The following is an 18338-nucleotide window of genomic DNA, read 5'->3' as shown; positions in this document are numbered from 1 at the left end:
GCGGTGTTAACTGCTACTGAAAAATGACAGAACTGCTTCAACAAGCGATCGCCCAAATCCAAAAACTCCCACCCGACCAGCAAGATGCGATCGCGGCTCGGTTTTTGGCAGAGTTGCAGGACGAGCAAAAATGGGAAACCCGTTTTACTACCACGACAGAGGATCAATGGGATCAGATGACGGCAATGGTGCGGCAGGAGATCGCAGCAGGAGAAACTGTTCTACTTGATGAGGTCTTCCCAACACAAAAATGAAATCAAGCGTCACAAAGTCATTTCGCAAGCGGCTAGGAGATCTGCCTGCATCAGTTCAAGAACAAACCAATAAAGCTTACGCCCTTTGGCAAGAAGATCCTTATCATCCAAGCCTTCAGTTCAAGCGAGTCAGTCAGAAGCAACCGATTTATTCTGCTCGTGTCAGTCTCAATTATCGTGTTTTAGGTTTACTCGAAGGCGACCATATTTACTGGTATTGGATTGGCACACACGATGAGTACGATGAATTGCTAAAACGGATGTAGTTCGAGGCGATTAATGGATATGCAGTGCGATCGCCGATCTTGTCGGTTGGGTTGACAATAGGAGAAACTTTAGGAGATTGTCTCTCTGGTATTAAATCTATTGTTTATAAGGTAGCGAGCGCTAATCTTGTCAGTTAGCTTAATAACTCCGAAACCCAACATAACAATTAAGTAGTCGGACATAAATAAACAATACTATGTTAAGAAATGTAACTAGGTTGTAACCCCTCTCCCTGCTCCGGCGCTCCCCTGCTCCGGCGCTCACTTCACCGTAACGTTTATTTTTGTCCAGTTACTTATAATGAAGGTAGAAGCAACCTTACTTTTTATATTTACAGTTCAAAAACCTTGATATATGATCATACAATCTACACATACTACACCCAAAAAGCAAATTATCTCTCTAGAAAATTATCGAAAACTAGAGGAAATATCAGAATTTAAACATGAATATCATGATATAGAGGAGATAAATTCTTATCTTATCGTTCAATTCCTCAATTTAAAGAATATATTTTAATTGATCAATCTGACTATTTTATTGAACATTATACAAAGACACAAGATAATCAATGGTTATTACAAGAAAATCGAGATCAAGGAGGAGTAATCAACTTATCTTCAATCAATATTGAGTTAAGAATAAGTGATGTTTATGAAAATATTTCTGGCGAGATACCAGTATAAGTTAATCTATGGTAGCATTTTAGTCATGTCAGCGACCACACTAATATTATTTTACTTTCCAATCCTTAATATTCCAAGTATTTCTGTCCCAAGGGGTTAAATCAAAACCTTGTAATTGATTATTAATAGCAGCAACTTCAGCGCGATGAACCAAAGGAATGACAACAAAATCTTTCACCAATATATCATTCATTTTAATAAAGATTTCTGCACGTTTTTTGGGATCTAATTCTTTATTGGATGCCTCCCATAATTGATCATATTCAGGATTACAATAACGAGAATAATTATCTCCTGACCAATTATTTGCTTTTTGAGGAATAGTATTACAAGTATAGGTTTTCATGTAGGTACTCGGATCAGGATTATCATTCCCTGTAGTAAACATTTGTAAGTCTGCATAAAAATGTTCAACTGTATCATTATTCGCCGGATCACTAGAGAAGAATACACTCGGATCAATACTTTTTAATTCTACTCCTACCCCAATTTTTTGTAATCCTTGTTTAATAATTTCTTGGGTTTTCTGACGCAGAGTATTAACAGAACTTTGTAATAAAACTTTCATTTCTACTCCATTTTTATCCCTGGTTCTATTATTATTAGTGTCTTTCCATCCTGCTTCGTCTAATAATTGAGATGCCTTCTCTAAATTAAATTCATAGCTAGTATTAGGAGAATTATATTCTTGCGGTAAAATTAAAAAATTAGCAGTTGGTTTTCCTGTTACCCCATATAATTGTTGAGCAATGGTATCACGATCAACGGCTAAACTAAACGCTTCTCTAACTTTTTTATCATTAAAGAAAGGATGAGAAAATTTTAAATTAGAACGTTCACCTTCTTTAGTTGTTTGATTAGGATCAGATAAATTTACTAGAATTCTTTCACTTAATGGCCCTAATAATGAAATAATTTTTCCTTGTCCTCCTGTTTCTAATTGTTTCAAAATAGGGGCTTCTACTTGCAGATTATAGGCATAGTTAGCGTCCCCAGTTTGTAATACTGCCCTAGCGGCCGATGTCGCATCTCCTCCTCCTTTTAATTCTATCCGTTTAAAGCCTAATTTATCCTCATCTCTAAAGTAAGAATTTGCCTCATAAACGACTACATCTCCTGGTTTAAATTCAATTACTTTATAAGGTCCTGTACCAATAGGTATTAAATTGGCAGGGGCCTGTCGGGCATTTTCTCCGTTATACTTTTCATAACTATGACGAGGTAAAATCATTCCTGATGTGCCAGTAAATGGACGATCCCAAGAGGGGGTACTTGTCTTAAAAGTTATTTTTACGGTATACTTATCTAAAGCTTCAACTTTGACAATATTCGTATAAGTTTCTGCACTGGTAGACCCGACTTTATTATTAGTAATAAATTGATAAGTAAAGACTACATCATCAGCCGTAAAAGGAGTCCCATCTGACCATTTTATGTTCTGTTTTAAGTTCCAAGTTACTGACTTACCATCTTTAGCAATTCCTCCGTTTTCGATAGTAGGAATTTCAGCCGCTAAAAAAGGAATTAATTGACTATTTTTATCATAACTCGCTAAAGGTTCTAAAGTAATTCTACTAGCTTCCGAATCTTTAAACCCTGTAGAAAGATGAGGATTGAGAATAGTGGGAGCTTGCCAGTATAATAGCTTTAAGGTGTCATTTTGGGTCTGAGAAGGAACAGAAGCGTTAGGGGTTTCTGTTTTGGGGTTACAACCAGATAAGACAAAAGATGAACCCAAAGATACACAAACAAGTAAATTTAAAAAAGAACGATTAAATAATTTCTGAAACACTTAGGTGATGACTCCTCAAAAACTGTTAACTCGATTATATTTTACATTAGTTTATTAATATTTAATAAAAATCTTCAGGATTCAATAATGCAACATAACATATTACAAATAATAGAATTTAACTCGCTCAGAGTTAAGCTATACAAACAAAGGTTGCCTACGCAACCTAAAATCTAGTCCGCGCTCGTCGGACTTAGTTTTTATAGAATCAGACATAAGGTCTGTTATTAATTATTAGTTTAGCTTCTTCTCTCAATTTGTAATACTTTTTTGTCCCTTTCTAATTAATTAATTTCTTCAACTTCTGTTAAAGTAGTATCACATTGAGCCTTTATTCCACCTGTTGCACCCGCCACTGTGCCAGTACCTGTAGTTGTATTAATAGATGTTAAACCTGTAATTTTATATTGGTTGGCTTTATCTTTTGAACGACAAATAACAGTCGAAAAGCTTCGATTCACTGTATTATAACCAACTGCACCTGCATAATCACGAGTGCCATAACCCTTATTGTCTTTACCTATTGCACCTTGTAACCCTCCGGTTTCATCATTGCTTTGATTGACGACAAATGTATAATATTTTTCATTACCCGGTGGCACTTCTAGTTGTTGTGCGCTAGTGGCAAATATACCTTTTTCATTAAAATAACCTTGTTGTGCGCGATTTAAAGCTCCCATCATACTTCTTGCTTCTACTTCTCTACTTTTGGCAATAAAGTTCATTGTTTGGGGTAGGACTATCGCGCTTAAAATGCCAATAATGATAACAACAACTAATAATTCGATTAGGGTAAATCCTTGATCAAATTTTTTTGGGATAAGGTGCTTAAATATTACATTAGTCATGGCTATTTTTAGTAGTAAAGAATCATACCTACTTTATCAATGGATAATTGACAATTGATAATTAATTAATTCGCTTTAAAACCTCTCCTTTCAAGGAGAAATAAACAAAGTTCATTTCTTTCAATCATCTTCCCTTTTAGAGAGAGGTCATTATCCATTATTCATTGTTGAACTAATTAGCTTAAACTATTAGTAGAATCGGATTTATGCGATCGCTAAATAGTCGAACATAATTAAACGTCAATATAAATAAAAACAGGCGGGAATCTTAATACACCACCTGTCAATATTCACCATTAAGCAAGAGTTGCTTTGACCTCAAATCTATTTGATTTGTTCAGTACCAGACTTACAGGTAACAGCTGCACTATCAGCAATGCCATTGGTACCAGTGGGAGCATCAGTTGCTGTCAGCACGTATTTAGTAGCTTTCTTGCTATTATCTGCACGACAAACTTGGTTAGAGAATGTACGATTGAGGGTATCATAAGCAATACCAGAGATATAGTCGCGGGTGCCATTTTTCTCGTTGGCTTTGTCACCGTTTTGTAGAACGGTAGGACTCTCACTACCTTGTGCCATTTGCAGTCCTGCAGAGGGAATGTTGATGAAGTAATATTTTTCGCCTCCGGTGGGAACTTCAAGAAGGTCTTTGCTGGAAGCAAAAGCGGCTTTTTCTGTGAAATAACCTTGTTGAGCGCGGGTCATTGCACCGATAGTGCTTTTTGCTTCAGATTCTCTGGCTTTACCAACTTGTCCTAAAAGGTTAGGTAGAGCGATCGCAGCTAATACACCGATAATAATAACAACAACTAATAGTTCAATTAAGGTGAAACCTTTGTTTCCTTTTTTGTTAGCGAGAGTTTGGAGAAGTTTAGCTTGAAATTGAGTATTCATTGGTGTTTTTCCTTGTTTGTGGTAGACGTTTGTGTGTTTTTTGTCTTCTAAAAAGAACATACCCACATTGATCAAATTTCATATCACTTCAGGAATTTTTTTTTTGCCAAAGATTTCAACGGGGCTGAAATGCTTATCTCGTAAGGATTTGGTAGAGAGGGCGGGTTTATCTAGTTTTTTTGTGAGAATCATTGATTTATGGAAAAAACCCGCCCCTACGAAAACATGGCTTCCTAGTTAGGTTCCACAGTCTGCCGTGAAATCAATTTCACGGCTAACAGAATAAGTCCATTAAAATGGACTAATAACGGTCACAACAGTTAATAATCGGCTGAGTTTTGATTTCCAGAAGCAATTAAGCAACTAAAAATAGTTGCATTTAGTTATAAAATAGCGCACAATTGAATAAGAGAATCGAGGCTGAAATGACCCGAAAAGAGAAGCTGATCAAGCGTCTGTTAAGTAAACCAAAAGATTTTACTTGGGAGGAATTAATCACTCTCTTGAGTGGATTCGATTTTGAGGAGAGAAAAACGGGAAAAACAGGGGGTTCCAGACGAAATTTTGTCAATTTTTCGGGATTGGTTATTAGTATTCATAAACCCCATCCTCACAATATTTTAAAAAGGTATCAGATAGAACAAGTGATTGAGATTCTCAAACAAGAGGGACTACTATGAAAAACATGATGGAGTATGAAGGATACTTTGGTTCAGTTAATTACAATGACGAAGATGAGGTATTTTACGGAAAAGTTGAGTATATCCGCAGTTTAATTAGTTACGAAGGACATGATGTACCATCCTTGAAGGCAAATTTTCAAGAAGCGGTCGATGATTACCTGGTAATTTGCAAAGATCAAGGAATAGAACCAGAAAAACCATTTAAAGGCAGCTTTAATATCAGAACAGGAAGTGATCTCCACAGACAAGCAGCGATCGCGGCCCAACAAAGAGGGATGAACCTTAACAAGTTTATAGCAGAGGCAATTAAAGAGTATCTAAAATAGAATGGGTTTAATGCGTCGCAAAACATCCTGAAAGAGTATGTGAGGACATTTACCCAGAAAAGTTGCCTGTCTAGCACGATAATCGAGTGATCGCATTTGATCTGCCATGATGACTCCCGTTACTACGGTTTGTTCAGGAATAGGAACGTAAAAGGGGTTGTTGCGCTGTGTATTACTGATGGGGCAGACAAAAATAAAACCCATTTTACAATTAAAATCATCTTGGCTAACCACTAAAGCGGGTCTTTTCCCCATTTGTTCATGGCCAGCTTGCGGATCAAAATTAAGCCAAATAAAATCCTGTCGCTGGGGAATATACATCACCAAACCTCGTCCCCATAAGGTTTTCCCCAATCTATTTCTTCCTCAGAAGGTTCACTTACCTGATCTAGTAACTCCTCTAAGGAAAATTCTGGCAGTTGATCAATGCGCTCAACAATCAATCTACCATTCTCGATGAAACATTCAACTGAATCATGAGGTTTTAAGTTCAGAGTCTCGACAATATGCTTAGGAATGCGGAACCCCAAAGAATTACCCCACTTCCCAATTTGAGATTTCATGGTTTATAACCTCTTTTTTCGTGAATCGCTAGATATATACTATGTATATTATAGACTTCCTAGACTGGAGTGTTAGATTCATCGTCAATCGTCCCCAATAACGATACAATCGAGTCAAGGGTAGCTAAAGAGGGGAAAATGACAGTTAAAGTAAATAAGCCTATTCTCGTCGCTGGTATTGGCATTTCTTTTCTCTTATGGATAGGAGAAAGTTTACAAGAGAAATTCCTACAATTAGGTGAATGGGGACTTTTAGGGGCCATGACTTTAGGAACGGGGTTTTGGTGGTGGCAACGTCAAACTAAAGCTTTACCAACAGTTTTGTCTGTATCTCCTCTCACCCTAGAAATGGTTAAAGATGCGATCGCCCAAACCCAAAAAGTGATCAATTATTTTCAGGAAGAAGCCCCAAATCAAGATATTTCTGACTTAAATGAGCAATTAGACCAAGTATCTCAGACTTTTGAACGTCAAAATCTTTCTATTGCTGTAGTCGGGGGCAAAAATACGGGGAAAACTACTCTAAAACAGCTTTTAGTTCAGGAAAATATTGCTAAACAAGTAAACTGGATAGATACAGAACCGTTATTTACAGAAGTAGAAAATACTTCTATTAACGCCGATTTACTGTTATTTTTGACTAATGGAGATTTAACCGACTCTCAATGGCAATATCTCCAAGAAAGACACCGTAACTATCAACGTTCTTTGTTGATTTTTAATAAGCAAGATAATTATAGTCAAGAAGAACGGGCGTTAATTTTACAAATGTTACGTCAACGGGTAGAGTCTATTATTCCTTCTGAGGATATTATTCCTATTAGTGCCGCTCCCAGAGATATAATGGTTCGACAACACCGAGATGATGGAACTATCCAAGAATGGAAAGAAAAACAAACTTCTGATGTACAACAGTTACAAGGGCGTTTACAAGAAATTATTAAACAAGAGAGAAAAGGTTTAGTTTGGGGCAGCATTTGGCGTGAATCTACCGAAATTAAGCAAAAAGCGCAAGAAAGATTAAATCAGGTTAGACGCGATCGCGCCCTTCCTATAATAGAACAATATCAATGGATAGCTGCGGCGACGGCTTTTGCTAATCCGGTAGCGGCCCTAGATTTATTAGCTACTGCGGCTATTAGTAGTCAAATGGTAGTGGATTTGAGTGGGATTTATCAACAAAAATTTTCTCTTTCTCAAGGACAAACGGCATCAGGTACAATTGGTAAATTAATGATGCAATTAGGGTTAGTTGAAATGTCTACTCAGGCGATCGCTGGTTTACTAAAAAGTAATATGATTACATATATTGCAGGTGGTGCGACTCAAGGCATTAGTGCTGCTTATTTAACCAGAGTAGCAGGATTAAGTTTAATTGAATATTTTCAAGTTCAAGATATTAATTCTGAGACTCAGAATGGGATTAATTTTGAGCAATTTTCCCAAAAATTAAAACAAGTATTTGAGAATAATCAACGAATGGCTTTACTTCAGAATTTTGTTAAACAAACTGTCCCTCATTTATCCACTTTATCCCCTTCTTAATCTTAATCTTCTTGTTTTCCTCGAATGAGATAACGAACTTCTTCGAGTAAAATATTAAATCTTTGATCAGTTTCTGTTTGACGTTGTTTCATTAACTCTATTTCTTGTTCAAACATATTCATTTTTTGTTGATTTTGAGCAGCAACTTGTAACAAAACTTGAGATGTTATTCTCAAACTATCCATACTATCTCGTACATCACTCATGCTATCTCGTACATCAGTAATACTGTCTCGCATATCAGTCATACTATTTCGCATTTGACTCACACTAGAAGCGAGTTCATCAAGCATTTCATCTGTCCAGCGTTCTACTGCCATTATCTTTCTTCCCAATGGTATGATTATCTTTTTATTTTATCAAGTTCTCGCTATAATTGATAAAATAGCTAACTAATGGCTTTATACTAATTTTAAGAAACGATGCAAACTAAACGAATTAGAGATATTTTACGTCATGGTCAACCAGATGAAACCATTATTATTCAAGGTTGGGTAAGAACGACAAGACAATTAAAAGAATTTACTTTTATGGAAGTCAATGACGGGTCTTCTATGGGTAATTTACAAGTAGTCATTGATGTTAATATTCCTAACTATAATAATGTCATTAAAACCCTAAATACTGGGTCTTCTGTAGAAGTATCAGGTATCTTAGTTACCTCTCTTGGAAAGGGGCAAAGAATTGAATTAAAAGCGTCTTCTGTACAAGTTTATGGAGATGCTAACCCCGAAACTTATCCTCTCCAGAAAAAACGTCATTCCTTTGAATTTTTACGAACTATTGGACATTTGCGATCGCGTACAAATACAATGGGGGCAGTTATGCGGGTCAGAAATGCTTGTGCAACTGCTATTCATAACTTTTTTCAAGAACGAGATTTTTTGTGGGTTCATACTCCTATTATTACGGCCAGTGATTGTGAAGGGGCAGGAGAATTATTCACCGTTACTAATTTTGATTTAAACAAAATTCCTCGCAATAAACAACAAGAAATAGACTTTGATAAAGACTTTTTTGGGAAACGGGCCTATTTAACCGTAAGTGGTCAATTAGAAGCTGAAGTTATGGCCATGGCCTTTCAAAATGTTTATACATTTGGCCCTACATTTCGGGCAGAAAATTCTAATACATCTCGTCATTTAGCTGAGTTTTGGATGGTAGAACCAGAGATGGCATTTTGTGATCTTCAAGGGGATCAAGATTTAGCGGAAGAATTCTTAAAATATATCTTTAAATATGTTTTAGAAACCTGTCCAGAAGATATGGAATTCTTTAACGAACGCATTGATAAGTCAGTCTTAGAAACAGCGAATAATATTATTAATAATGAGTTTGAACGCATTACTTATACGGAGGCAGTTAAATTACTCGAAAAAGCTGATAAACAGTTTGAATATGCGGTAGAATGGGGTATAGATTTACAGTCAGAACATGAACGCTATTTAGCCGAAGAACTGTTTAAAAAGCCCTTAATTGTGACTAATTATCCGGCGGCGATTAAAGCCTTTTATATGCGTCTCAATGAGGATCAAAAAACCGTTGCTGCTATGGACGTTTTAGCCCCAAAAATTGGGGAAATTATCGGCGGTTCTCAACGGGAAGAAAGATTAGATGTGTTAGAAAGACGTATCGCACAAATGGGTATTATTTCTGATGATTTATGGTGGTATTTAGACTTACGACGCTATGGAACAGTTCCCCATGCGGGATTTGGTTTAGGCTTTGAAAGACTGGTACAATTTATGACAGGAATGGGTAATATTCGAGATGTGATTCCTTTCCCTCGTACCCCCTTAAGTGCTGAATTTTAATGTTAACCTTTTAGGTGGGCAATGCATCGCCCTACAGGAGAAAAAATTATGTCAATAGAAGCAACAATTTCCAATTATTATAATAGTTTAGCCGCGATGAATCCTGATGGTTGGTTAGCAACATTAGCAGATAATGCGGTTATTTATGATCCCGTGGGAAAACCTCCTTTAAACCCTGAAAAAGACTCAATTAAATTGTTTACTATCCTCACGACTTTTTATGCTAAATTTGAGATAGTGAAAGAATCTTTATTTGTGGTGAATAATGAAGCGGCAGTGAAATGGAAAATGACGGTTATTAGTAAAAATGGGAGAGAAGCAACTGCCGAAGGAATTACCACTTTTGAACTAAATGAAGCAGATAAAATTACCCAAGTAAAAGCTTATTGGGATGAGAACAAACTCAAAGCACAATTAATAAGATAAGAGAGAATTTACGATGACTAAACCTGATAAAAATACCATTCCTGTTAGTCCACAAACGGCAGTTTTAATTATCAGTATTTTGATTTTATTACCCTTATTATTAACGGGATTTTTTGCTCATTAATTTAGTAGAGGCAATTCATGAATTGCCTCTACATGGTTTTTGTGTACATTCTATTATTTTTTAAAAAGCTGTTGAAAAGTTTGTGGAATATTTGTAATTTCATTCCATAATTTCTCAGGGCCGATGCCAAAACCTAATTGTAATAATAACACAATAACAGCAATAGAAATAGCCGTAGTAGCACTTGATTTAATAACCGTAAATAACCAACGAAATACTAGCCAAGAAACTAATAAAGCTGCGATTAACAAAATTAAGTTAATGGGCATATTATTCACTAAAAAATAATCAGATATGAGAGTAATATATCTGTAGGGGTCAACGGCCGTTGATCCCTACTTGAATTAATAGATCACAAGCAAAATGCGGCGTGTCACTTCTCACAAATGATTTAGGATTGCTATATAAGTTATTTTAAAGAAACAAAATGACTGGTTTTACCTAATTCTTCAGTTGCCATTAAAACCATTTTTCTTGCCCAATTATCTGCTTCTAAAATATCCTCTAAACTAGGAGTTGAAGAATTATGAGACGTAAAGCGATCGCAAGTTATTTCAATGACACGAGGAATATCTAAAAAGGCAATTTTTTCAGCTAAAAATAAAGCTACCGCTTGTTCATTTGCGGCATTTAAGACCGCAGACATGGCACCTCCTGCCTTACCTGCTGCATAAGCTAACTGCATACAAGGATATTTATCATGATCAGGTTCTCTAAAAGTTAAACTACCTGCTTTAACTAAATCTAATGGTTTCCAATCAGTATAAATTCTTTCGGGCCAAGATAGGGAATATAACAAGGGAAGACGCATATCAGGCCAGCCTAATTGTGCTAAAACTGAGGTATCTTGTAACTCAATTAAAGAGTGAATAATACTCTGAGGATGAATCACAATATCAATATCTTTGTAATCCATTCCAAACAAAAAATGAGCCTCAATAACTTCTAATCCCTTATTCATTAAAGTAGCAGAATCTACTGTAATTTTTTGTCCCATTGACCAGTTAGGATGTTTGAGAGCATCTTGAACTGTAACATACTTTAATTGTTCAACAGACCAATCTCGAAATGCCCCACCAGATGCGGTTAAAATAATGCGTCGTAACCCCCCATCAGGAACTCCTTGTAAACATTGAAAAATAGCCGAATGTTCTGAGTCTGCGGGTAATAATTTAACCCCATATTTTTCCACTAAAGGTAACACTACTGGCCCTCCAGCAATGAGGGTTTCTTTATTAGCTAAAGCGATATCTTTTCCTGCTTCAATAGCAGCAATGGTAGGTAATAATCCAGCACATCCGACAATTCCGGTGACAATACTTTGAGAATCTCCATAACGGGCAACTTCTATCACCCCTTCTTCCCCTGCAAGGAGGATAGGAGAATAGTCAAAAGAAGCGATCGCCTCTTTGAGGGTTCCTAACTTATTCTCATCACCAATAGCTACAATTTCAGGACGAAACTGCTTAATTTGCTTTGCTAGTAATTCTACATTAGAACGAGTCGCTAAACCAACTACTTGAAATTGTTCGGGGTATTGGTTAACAATATCGAGGGTTTGTGTTCCAATAGAACCAGTAGAGCCAAGAATAGATATTTTTTTCACAATGCTGCATAATTAAATTAGGGATCACTTCTTACTATACGTTTATTGGGGCCATCTGGAAAGTCTATGGGTTAAAATGTGAGGTATCGGCGAAGATAAAAGATAATAAAAGTAGTCCCCCAGAGGAACTGAATTTATGAGTCAAACACCAATTACTGTCACTTATTCATTAGAAGAAATTTTAGGACAAATTAACAATAAATTAGACAGACTTGATGATAAGTTTGATATTCTCCAAAAAGATGTTAATGATTTTAGAACTGAAACTAAAGTCTCTATTGAATCACTTAAGGGAGAAATTAAAGCACTTGATACAGAAGTAGCAAGTATTAAAGAGGATGTCAAAGAATTAAAAGGCTCATCTAAGGCGCAAATTTGGACACTTATTGGGATATTAATTACAGCAGTTGGTGTTTTTTTAGTAGCAGTTTGTCGGTTGGTTATATCAGGAAATACTTAACTATTTTTAACTGAGTTTTTATTACTCTAGTCTTAGGTAATAAACTTTTGATACAGATATTTTTAATAGATGTTAAAACAGGAACTTAAAGTTATGAGTACAACGATTACTCTTAAACAGTTACCAGCGATAGAAATTACTTCAGATAATTTTAAGCCTTATGGACAGTTAATTATTCCATCAAAAGATGGTAAAATTTATGATGAGACTGATGCTCAATTAAATTTAGCAAATGGTATCCCTCGATTTTATATTATGCACTTAAAAAAACGAGGTCGTCAATTCAATCATATCACTCGTCATGGTCAATGTACTCAGTGTTTGGGGTCTTTAGAAGGGAAAGAATGGTTGATGGCTTTTGCGCCTCCTGAGAATAAAAATTACCCTGATATTATGCAATTAAAAGCCTTTAAAATTCCAGGAAATTGTTTTATTAAATTAGAAGTAGGAACTTGGCACGCGGGACCTCATTTTGATCATGATTTTGTTGATTTTTATAATTTAGAATTGAGTGATACCAATGTTATTGATCATTTTACTTATAATTTTAATGAACAAGATCATCTCAGGTTTGAAATTGTTCTCTAAAATTAGAAACTTTAAAAATTAGGAAAAAGTTAAATCATCCTGTAGTGATGCAACGCCTATTTTTTAATCACTGTTGTGATGACTTTTTTAAGTCAAAACTGGATCAATCGCTTACAAAGAAAGGATTTCAAGTGATGACTTTTTCTGAAGACTGCATCCCTAGCCAATCTACGGGGGCATGGCAATTTTAAGGTTTTGGTGGGGTTTTAAGGTTTTTTGATGCCATGCCCCTACATACAATTAAAAAGTTGGGTTCTATCGGACAAACTATGCTAAATTAATAATTAATGACAGACCTTATGTCTGATCCTATAAAGACTAAGTCCGCCTGCGCGGACACCCATTCTAAGTATGGAACGCCGCATCTTGCCTGTTTTGTATAGCTTAACTATGAACGAGTTAAGGTCTATCATTTGTAATAATTTAGCATAACTTGTCCGGTAGAACTAAAAATTGTTATAATTATATTTATGGCAAAAAAACAATAGAATTATAATAGTGTATTGTCAAAGCACAACCAGGTAAAATATCTATGTCACCCACATTGTTAATATCTAAAGAACTACCTCAATTAACTTATCATTCTAGCCGCGATCGCTTTGATAATACTTGGCAAGAACCCCTATCAACTTTATTGGGATTAGGAAGAGCAGCAGGAGCAGATTTAATTGAATTCTTCATCGAACGAGTTAATTATATCAGTTCATTAGCAGAAGAAGATGCTATCACCAGTATTTCTCCCCGTCTTTCTACAGGGGCAGGAATACGAATTTTTAAAGGCAAAGCAGACTGTTATGTCAGCACCAATGATGTCAGTTTTACTGGATTAAAAATAGCATTAGAAAAAGGATTATCTATTCTTGGTTTAACCTTACCTTCTCCTAATTCCTACATCCCAGAAATTAACTTAGAAATGTTACGGGACTACGCAACCGCTAAAGAGAAAGAAACCTGGTTATCTCAATGTAGTTCAATGGAAGAAATGGGAGAAATTCTCCTCAAAGCTAACTATAATTTAGCACAAAAAGCCTCTCATGCTCAATCTCGCCGCGCCATGTATTTTCGAGACTGGCAAGAAATATTAATCGCTACTAGTGATGGCACATTTGCCAGAGATATCCGCTTAACTCAATCTGTCAGTTATTCTTTATTCTGTGCAGATGGTACTTATCGTTCCTCCATTGGTAAACGATTTGGCGATACCAGTGACCCTCATTTTTTGCGACAATGGAATTACGAAACTGCAGCCGAAAGTGTAGCAGAATCAGCAGGAAAAATGCTCTATGCTGACTTTGTAGAATCAGGTAATTATCCTGTAATTATGGCTAATGAATTTGGTGGAGTCATCTTTCATGAAGCTTGTGGACACTTATTAGAAACCACTCAAATTGAACATAAAACCACCCCCTTTATGGATAAAAAAGGTGAAAAAATTGCCCACGAAAATCTCACCGCTTGGGATGAAGGACGATCCGATAAAGCCTTTGGTACTCTTGATATGGATGATGAAGGAATGCCCACTCAACGAACCCTATTGATTGAAAACGGCATCCTGAAGAACTTTTTAGCTGATCGCACCGGATCAATGCGTACAGGTCATCCTCGCACGGGTAGCGGTCGTCGTCAAAGTTATGCTTATGCGGCAGCTTCTCGGATGCGGAACACTTATATTGCCCCTGGTAATTATTCCCTAGATGATCTTTTTGCCTCTATTGATAAAGGCATTTATTGTAAGCAAATGGGAGGGGGAAGTGTTGGCGCAACAGGAGAGTTTAATTTTTCCGTTTCTGAAGCTTATTTGATTGAAAAAGGTCAAATTACCAAACCACTTAAGGGCGCAACTCTGATTGGCACAGCTAAAGATATTATGACCGAAATTTCCATGTGTTCCCAAGACTTAGGACTAGCCCCAGGTTTCTGTGGTTCCGTCAGTGGCAGTATTTATGTTACTGTCGGTCAACCTCATCTAAAAGTAGATAAAATTACCGTCGGAGGTCGTTAAACCAGTTAACAGTAAACAGTTATCAGTTATCACCCGACATCTTGGTGTAAAATGTATGTCGGAGCTACAATACTTAAGATGGTGGGTTACGACGCGCCTTTAAACTTATTAGTTTTTCATCAAAATCATAGCCGCGTCTAACCCACCCTACGAACTGTTGCCTTCTGCTATAACTGTTAAACTTCAGGGAACTAACACCCCTAAAGCTTTTGGTATCACTTCAAAAGTAGCAGGGGTTGTGGCAGTAATTTCCCCATCAGTGTTAATCTTTTGACGTTTGCGGGTATAAATTTCCACTTTTTCCCCTTGTAAGGTTCGTACCCAAGTTAAGGCCCCTTGTTGTCCTTGAGGTAACTTCCATAACAGGGGGAAAATTTGCCACCAATGTTTAATTTCTAGGCTATAAATGTCTAAACGCTGATCATCAATAGTAGCATCTTCGGCGATCGCCATTCCTCCCCCATAAAAGCGTCCGTTACCTACGGCAATTTGAATAGTTTTAACCTCTATTAATTCCTCATTAATGCAAATTTGGGCATGAAAAGGACGAGTTTGGCTAATAACTTGTAAAGCAGTAAACCCATAAGCGAGTATTCCCCAACGTCTTTTAGCCCCTTTTGAGAGTTTTTGGGTAATGTCTACACTTAATCCTAGACTAGCTACATTGAAAAAGTATTTATTATTAACCCAACCAAGATCGATGTATTTGATGTATCCTTTGGCGATCACCTGACACGCTTGGGGAATAGTAAGAGGAATGTTTAGGGTTCGGGCCAAATCATTAGCCGTTCCCAAAGGTAAAATACCTAGAGGGAGATTCATTTCTACTAAACTATCTACAACTGCATTGAGGGTTCCGTCTCCTCCCCCCACAATGACGAGATCAACGTTTTGGCCATGATGTCGTACTAATTTGGGCAAGGCTTCAGAATCTTTAATGGGGACAACGATCAGTTCAAACCCCAAATCATTTAAAATATCTACCGCTTGGGCAAAATTACTTTGGCCTTGGCGAGAGTGACGGTTAACTAATAGGAGGGCCCGTTTTGTCATGGGTTTACTGAATTTCTAACTATCACGATCCTGCTTTAACTATAACCAACTCCGTGATCATTGTTTAATTTTATCGATTGCCATCAAAAGTATAGATCGCACTGTAGGGTGGATTAGCCTGCGCGTAATCCACCATTAAATCAATTAATGAATAACCATAAATTAGGTGCGTTACATTTCATTAACGCACCCTACACTCGTGCGCGTTGCATCCGCACTTGTAAAGCAAGACCGCACTTAGATCTTGTAGGTTATACTGATGGAATATCGAGATCTTTACAGATTTTCTTGGCTAAAAACTCTTTTATTTCTCTATGACGAGGAATGGCGGTTTTATCTTTTGTTGCTGGTTTCCACCAGATAGAATGTCGAGATCCTTCACGAAGCAACTCACATCCATGTTGTTCAAGATATCGAATCAAATCACTTCGCTTCATGGAATAATTAGAATTTCCTCGTAGTTTTCGGCTGCTTCTTGACGAGCTTCTTCTCGATTTAGCTCTAAAATATCTTTTAAGGCTTCTCTTAGACTTTCAATAAGTTCTTCTTTTGTAGATTCCTGAGCGTTGACCCCTTTTACTTCTTCGATCCATCCAATCCACCAATCCCCATCTTTTTTAATAATTGCCGTAAATGGAGTATCCATAAATAATTTTATCTAATATGAAGGTTTTAATTCTTGACTTACAATATTTTAACAAAAATCTCATCTAAATCAATTAATGAATAACCATAAATTAGTTAAAAATGTTTACTTCACGGAAGAAACCGTTAGCGTTGATTTAATGGATGGGCGGACTATTACCGTACCTCTAGCTTGGTACCCAAGGCTACTGAATGCCACACCCGAACAACGTTCAAATTGGGAAGTTTGCGGTGGTGGATATGGAATTCACTGGGATGACATAGACGAAGATCTGAGTACGGAAGGAATGTTGCGGGGTTCACCTGCTCCGTCCTCTGGAAATTCGTGAGTTAATTCTTCCACAGTAGCGGCGATCACACTATAATAATACACTAAGATAGAACGTGAAAGGAAAACACTAATCATGTCTAAATTTTTGTGGCCCGTTTTATTGATGGGGTCAGTTATGGTGGGGAGTACAAGTCTAACCCCTGTCCAAGCTAACGAACCTATAGCCTCCCCTGTATCCCCTTCGACGGTGAATCCAAGACTTAACCAAGTCCCAGATTATGAGAAAACCTTACATCAGCTTAACAGTATTCAACAATTGCGAGATGTTTCTCCCGTTGATTGGTCTTACCAAGCGTTAAAAAATTTAGTAGAAAATTATGGCTGTATTGTCGGATATCCGGATCAGACTTATCGAGGCGATCGCCCTTTAAGTCGTAATGAATTTGCGGCCGGTTTAAATGCTTGTCTAGAACAACTCGAACGGCGTTTATTAGAGGCCAAAAGTCAGGGACAAGGGGCCTATCAGAGAACTCAACCAGGGGTTCAAGCCATTCCCACAGAACCAGGGGATCACGTGATCAATGTGTTTAATAGAGCATTTTATAACGAAACAGGGCGATTTTACGAAAGTACTGATATATCAGGTCAAATGAACAATATTTTCGGTTGGCGTACTTCTTCGGGTTCTTACTTTGATAATCAAATTGCTAGTGATGGGGAAACCTTTGAAACCATCTATCATGATGCTTTGCGACAGCAAACGGCCGGACCAAGAATTCGCACTCCTGACATTTCTAATCCGTTTAATACGTCTTTAACGGCCAATCCTGAGTATATCCGTACGCAGACTCCTGGGGCATCGGAAATCTATATCAGACAACAACAGATTCCCATTATGCCTTAACTTAATTTAACCAAATGTCGGGCAGAATTCCCTATCCTTCTATAAGGTAGGGATGAATGCCCGACCAAAAAATAAACCCGCGTAGCGTCATTATTTCTTCGTTTCGAGTCCGCCAGATTGATTTTGGATATATTGCTTGACTAATTCTAAAGGTGCGCCACCACAAGAAACAATACATTTAGAATCATGCCATAATTTAGCATTCCTTCCCCAGTAAAATTTAGCAATATGTTCAGGATATTTTTGTCGGAGAATTCGACTACTTGCTGATTTGAGTGAAGCAATCAAATTAGAGATATTATTATTAGGATGAAGGTCAATCAATAGATGGATATGGTCAGGTTCTAGATTACATTCTTCTAAAAAGCTTTGATTAGCACTTAATACTCTTTCAAAAACTTCTTTGATATCGTCTAACATAAGACCAAGCAAGACTTTTCTACGGTATTTAGTCACAAAAATAACATGAAGATGAATAGAAAAAACAGCATGAGAACTTTTTCTTAGTTGGTTTGGTTGCATTATGGGATAAATAAGATATAATTGTGTTAAGCAGAGAATCAAGTAAGTTGTAGAGCATAGCT

The 18338-nt window shown here is 36.9% G+C and carries 24 protein-coding genes; 12 read left to right on the top strand and 12 right to left on the bottom strand.

Annotated elements, in window-relative coordinates; translation table 11 throughout:
• Window positions 1-23: 23 nt before the first annotated feature.
• Both AsFPU1_RS14020 and AsFPU1_RS14015 read left to right on the top strand, forming a co-directional pair.
• A complete protein-coding gene (locus AsFPU1_RS14020; protein ID WP_124976571.1) occupies window positions 24-254 on the top strand; it encodes a hypothetical protein in 231 nt (76 codons plus the stop codon).
• Complete coding sequence (locus tag AsFPU1_RS14015) at window positions 251-520, top strand: type II toxin-antitoxin system RelE family toxin (protein WP_124976573.1); 270 nt, start codon at window positions 251-253, stop codon at window positions 518-520. The genes AsFPU1_RS14020 and AsFPU1_RS14015 overlap by 4 nt, the downstream gene beginning before the upstream one ends.
• A gap of 733 nt (window positions 521-1253) precedes the next feature.
• Here the strand turns inward: AsFPU1_RS14015 and AsFPU1_RS14005 are convergent.
• From AsFPU1_RS14005 to AsFPU1_RS13995, 3 genes are all read right to left on the bottom strand, one after another.
• Entirely contained in the window at window positions 1254-2999 is a 1746-nt protein-coding gene (locus AsFPU1_RS14005; RefSeq protein WP_124976575.1) for a peptide ABC transporter substrate-binding protein, read from the bottom strand.
• Between the two features lie 284 nt (window positions 3000-3283).
• Window positions 3284-3847 carry a type IV pilin protein gene (locus AsFPU1_RS14000; protein ID WP_124976577.1) on the bottom strand — a complete coding sequence of 188 codons (564 nt, stop codon included), beginning with the start codon at window positions 3845-3847 and terminating at the stop codon, window positions 3284-3286.
• A 324-nt stretch (window positions 3848-4171) separates the two neighbouring features.
• Window positions 4172-4744, bottom strand: coding sequence for a type IV pilin-like G/H family protein (locus AsFPU1_RS13995; protein WP_124976579.1), 573 nt, complete (start codon window positions 4742-4744; stop codon window positions 4172-4174).
• A gap of 425 nt (window positions 4745-5169) precedes the next feature.
• Between AsFPU1_RS13995 and AsFPU1_RS13990 the strand changes: the two genes are divergently transcribed.
• Both AsFPU1_RS13990 and AsFPU1_RS13985 read left to right on the top strand, forming a co-directional pair.
• Entirely contained in the window at window positions 5170-5424 is a 255-nt protein-coding gene (locus tag AsFPU1_RS13990) for a type II toxin-antitoxin system HicA family toxin (RefSeq protein ID WP_124976581.1), read from the top strand.
• On the top strand, window positions 5421-5753 hold the full coding sequence (locus tag AsFPU1_RS13985) for a type II toxin-antitoxin system HicB family antitoxin (RefSeq protein WP_172957548.1): 333 nt from the start codon (window positions 5421-5423) through the stop codon (window positions 5751-5753). The genes AsFPU1_RS13990 and AsFPU1_RS13985 overlap by 4 nt, the downstream gene beginning before the upstream one ends.
• On the opposite strand, the gene AsFPU1_RS13980 is transcribed toward AsFPU1_RS13985, so the two are convergent.
• Entirely contained in the window at window positions 5745-6074 is a 330-nt protein-coding gene (locus AsFPU1_RS13980; protein ID WP_124976583.1) for a type II toxin-antitoxin system PemK/MazF family toxin, read from the bottom strand. The two genes, AsFPU1_RS13985 and AsFPU1_RS13980, sit on opposite strands and share 9 nt — an antisense overlap.
• A complete protein-coding gene (locus AsFPU1_RS13975) occupies window positions 6074-6316 on the bottom strand; it encodes an AbrB/MazE/SpoVT family DNA-binding domain-containing protein (RefSeq protein WP_124976585.1) in 243 nt (80 codons plus the stop codon). Before AsFPU1_RS13975 ends, AsFPU1_RS13980 begins: the two co-directional genes overlap by 1 nt.
• Window positions 6317-6454: 138 nt before the next feature.
• Between AsFPU1_RS13975 and AsFPU1_RS13970 the strand changes: the two genes are divergently transcribed.
• A complete protein-coding gene (locus AsFPU1_RS13970) occupies window positions 6455-7861 on the top strand; it encodes a slr1306 family protein (RefSeq protein ID WP_124976587.1) in 1407 nt (468 codons plus the stop codon).
• Window positions 7862-7863: 2 nt separating this feature from the next.
• Here AsFPU1_RS13970 and AsFPU1_RS13965 read toward each other — a convergent pair whose 3' ends face one another.
• Window positions 7864-8181, bottom strand: a complete 318-nt coding sequence (locus AsFPU1_RS13965) for a hypothetical protein (RefSeq protein WP_124976589.1) — start codon at window positions 8179-8181, stop codon at window positions 7864-7866.
• 102 nt (window positions 8182-8283) lie between these two features.
• Between AsFPU1_RS13965 and asnS the strand changes: the two genes are divergently transcribed.
• Both asnS and AsFPU1_RS13955 read left to right on the top strand, forming a co-directional pair.
• Window positions 8284-9675 (top strand): asparagine--tRNA ligase, encoded by a 1392-nt coding sequence (gene asnS, locus AsFPU1_RS13960; protein ID WP_125061124.1) that lies wholly within the window; start codon window positions 8284-8286, stop codon window positions 9673-9675.
• Between the two features lie 48 nt (window positions 9676-9723).
• Window positions 9724-10101 carry a nuclear transport factor 2 family protein gene (locus AsFPU1_RS13955; RefSeq protein WP_124970732.1) on the top strand — a complete coding sequence of 126 codons (378 nt, stop codon included), beginning with the start codon at window positions 9724-9726 and terminating at the stop codon, window positions 10099-10101.
• A 177-nt stretch (window positions 10102-10278) separates the two neighbouring features.
• Here the strand turns inward: AsFPU1_RS13955 and AsFPU1_RS13950 are convergent, their stop codons facing one another.
• Window positions 10279-10494 carry a hypothetical protein gene (locus AsFPU1_RS13950; RefSeq protein WP_124970735.1) on the bottom strand — a complete coding sequence of 72 codons (216 nt, stop codon included), beginning with the start codon at window positions 10492-10494 and terminating at the stop codon, window positions 10279-10281.
• A gap of 140 nt (window positions 10495-10634) precedes the next feature.
• Window positions 10635-11831: a 1-deoxy-D-xylulose-5-phosphate reductoisomerase gene (gene dxr, locus AsFPU1_RS13945; protein ID WP_124970738.1), complete on the bottom strand. Its 1197-nt coding sequence runs from the start codon at window positions 11829-11831 to the stop codon at window positions 10635-10637.
• A 136-nt stretch (window positions 11832-11967) separates the two neighbouring features.
• On the opposite strand from dxr, the gene AsFPU1_RS13940 reads away from it, so the two are divergent.
• The 3 genes from AsFPU1_RS13940 to AsFPU1_RS13930 all read left to right on the top strand — a co-directional run bounded on the left by AsFPU1_RS13940 (window position 11968) and on the right by AsFPU1_RS13930 (window position 14881).
• A complete protein-coding gene (locus tag AsFPU1_RS13940; RefSeq protein WP_124970741.1) occupies window positions 11968-12291 on the top strand; it encodes a hypothetical protein in 324 nt (107 codons plus the stop codon).
• Between the two features lie 93 nt (window positions 12292-12384).
• Window positions 12385-12879: an ureidoglycolate lyase gene (locus tag AsFPU1_RS13935; protein WP_124970744.1), complete on the top strand. Its 495-nt coding sequence runs from the start codon at window positions 12385-12387 to the stop codon at window positions 12877-12879.
• Window positions 12880-13411: 532 nt separating this feature from the next.
• The gene (locus tag AsFPU1_RS13930; protein ID WP_124970747.1) at window positions 13412-14881 is read left to right on the top strand and encodes a TldD/PmbA family protein; all 1470 of its coding nucleotides are present in this window, start codon (window positions 13412-13414) and stop codon (window positions 14879-14881) included.
• Window positions 14882-15064: 183 nt separating this feature from the next.
• Here the strand turns inward: AsFPU1_RS13930 and AsFPU1_RS13925 are convergent, their stop codons facing one another.
• The 3 genes from AsFPU1_RS13925 to AsFPU1_RS13915 form a co-directional block, all read right to left on the bottom strand.
• The gene (locus tag AsFPU1_RS13925; RefSeq protein ID WP_124970750.1) at window positions 15065-15934 is read right to left on the bottom strand and encodes a lipid kinase; all 870 of its coding nucleotides are present in this window, start codon (window positions 15932-15934) and stop codon (window positions 15065-15067) included.
• A gap of 251 nt (window positions 15935-16185) precedes the next feature.
• The gene (locus AsFPU1_RS13920) at window positions 16186-16371 is read right to left on the bottom strand and encodes a type II toxin-antitoxin system HicA family toxin (RefSeq protein WP_124970753.1); all 186 of its coding nucleotides are present in this window, start codon (window positions 16369-16371) and stop codon (window positions 16186-16188) included.
• Entirely contained in the window at window positions 16368-16580 is a 213-nt protein-coding gene (locus AsFPU1_RS13915) for a type II toxin-antitoxin system HicB family antitoxin (protein WP_124970756.1), read from the bottom strand. Before AsFPU1_RS13915 ends, AsFPU1_RS13920 begins: the two co-directional genes overlap by 4 nt.
• A gap of 76 nt (window positions 16581-16656) precedes the next feature.
• Here AsFPU1_RS13915 and AsFPU1_RS13910 point away from each other — a divergent pair, with 76 nt between their 5' ends.
• Together AsFPU1_RS13910 and AsFPU1_RS13905 are read left to right on the top strand one after the other, a co-directional pair.
• Window positions 16657-16908 carry a DUF2442 domain-containing protein gene (locus AsFPU1_RS13910; protein ID WP_124970759.1) on the top strand — a complete coding sequence of 84 codons (252 nt, stop codon included), beginning with the start codon at window positions 16657-16659 and terminating at the stop codon, window positions 16906-16908.
• Window positions 16909-16983: 75 nt separating this feature from the next.
• On the top strand, window positions 16984-17754 hold the full coding sequence (locus tag AsFPU1_RS13905) for an iron uptake porin (protein WP_124970762.1): 771 nt from the start codon (window positions 16984-16986) through the stop codon (window positions 17752-17754).
• 90 nt (window positions 17755-17844) lie between these two features.
• Here AsFPU1_RS13905 and tnpA read toward each other — a convergent pair whose 3' ends face one another.
• A complete protein-coding gene (tnpA, locus tag AsFPU1_RS13900; RefSeq protein WP_124970766.1) occupies window positions 17845-18276 on the bottom strand; it encodes an IS200/IS605 family transposase in 432 nt (143 codons plus the stop codon).
• Window positions 18277-18338: the final 62 nt, after the last annotated feature.

The sequence above is a fragment of the Aphanothece sacrum FPU1 genome, from assembly GCF_003864295.1.
GTDB classification, from domain to species: domain Bacteria; phylum Cyanobacteriota; class Cyanobacteriia; order Cyanobacteriales; family Microcystaceae; genus Aphanothece_B; species Aphanothece_B sacrum.
Note: the sequence above shows the minus strand (reverse complement) of the source record. Positions and strands in the feature narration are given on the sequence as shown.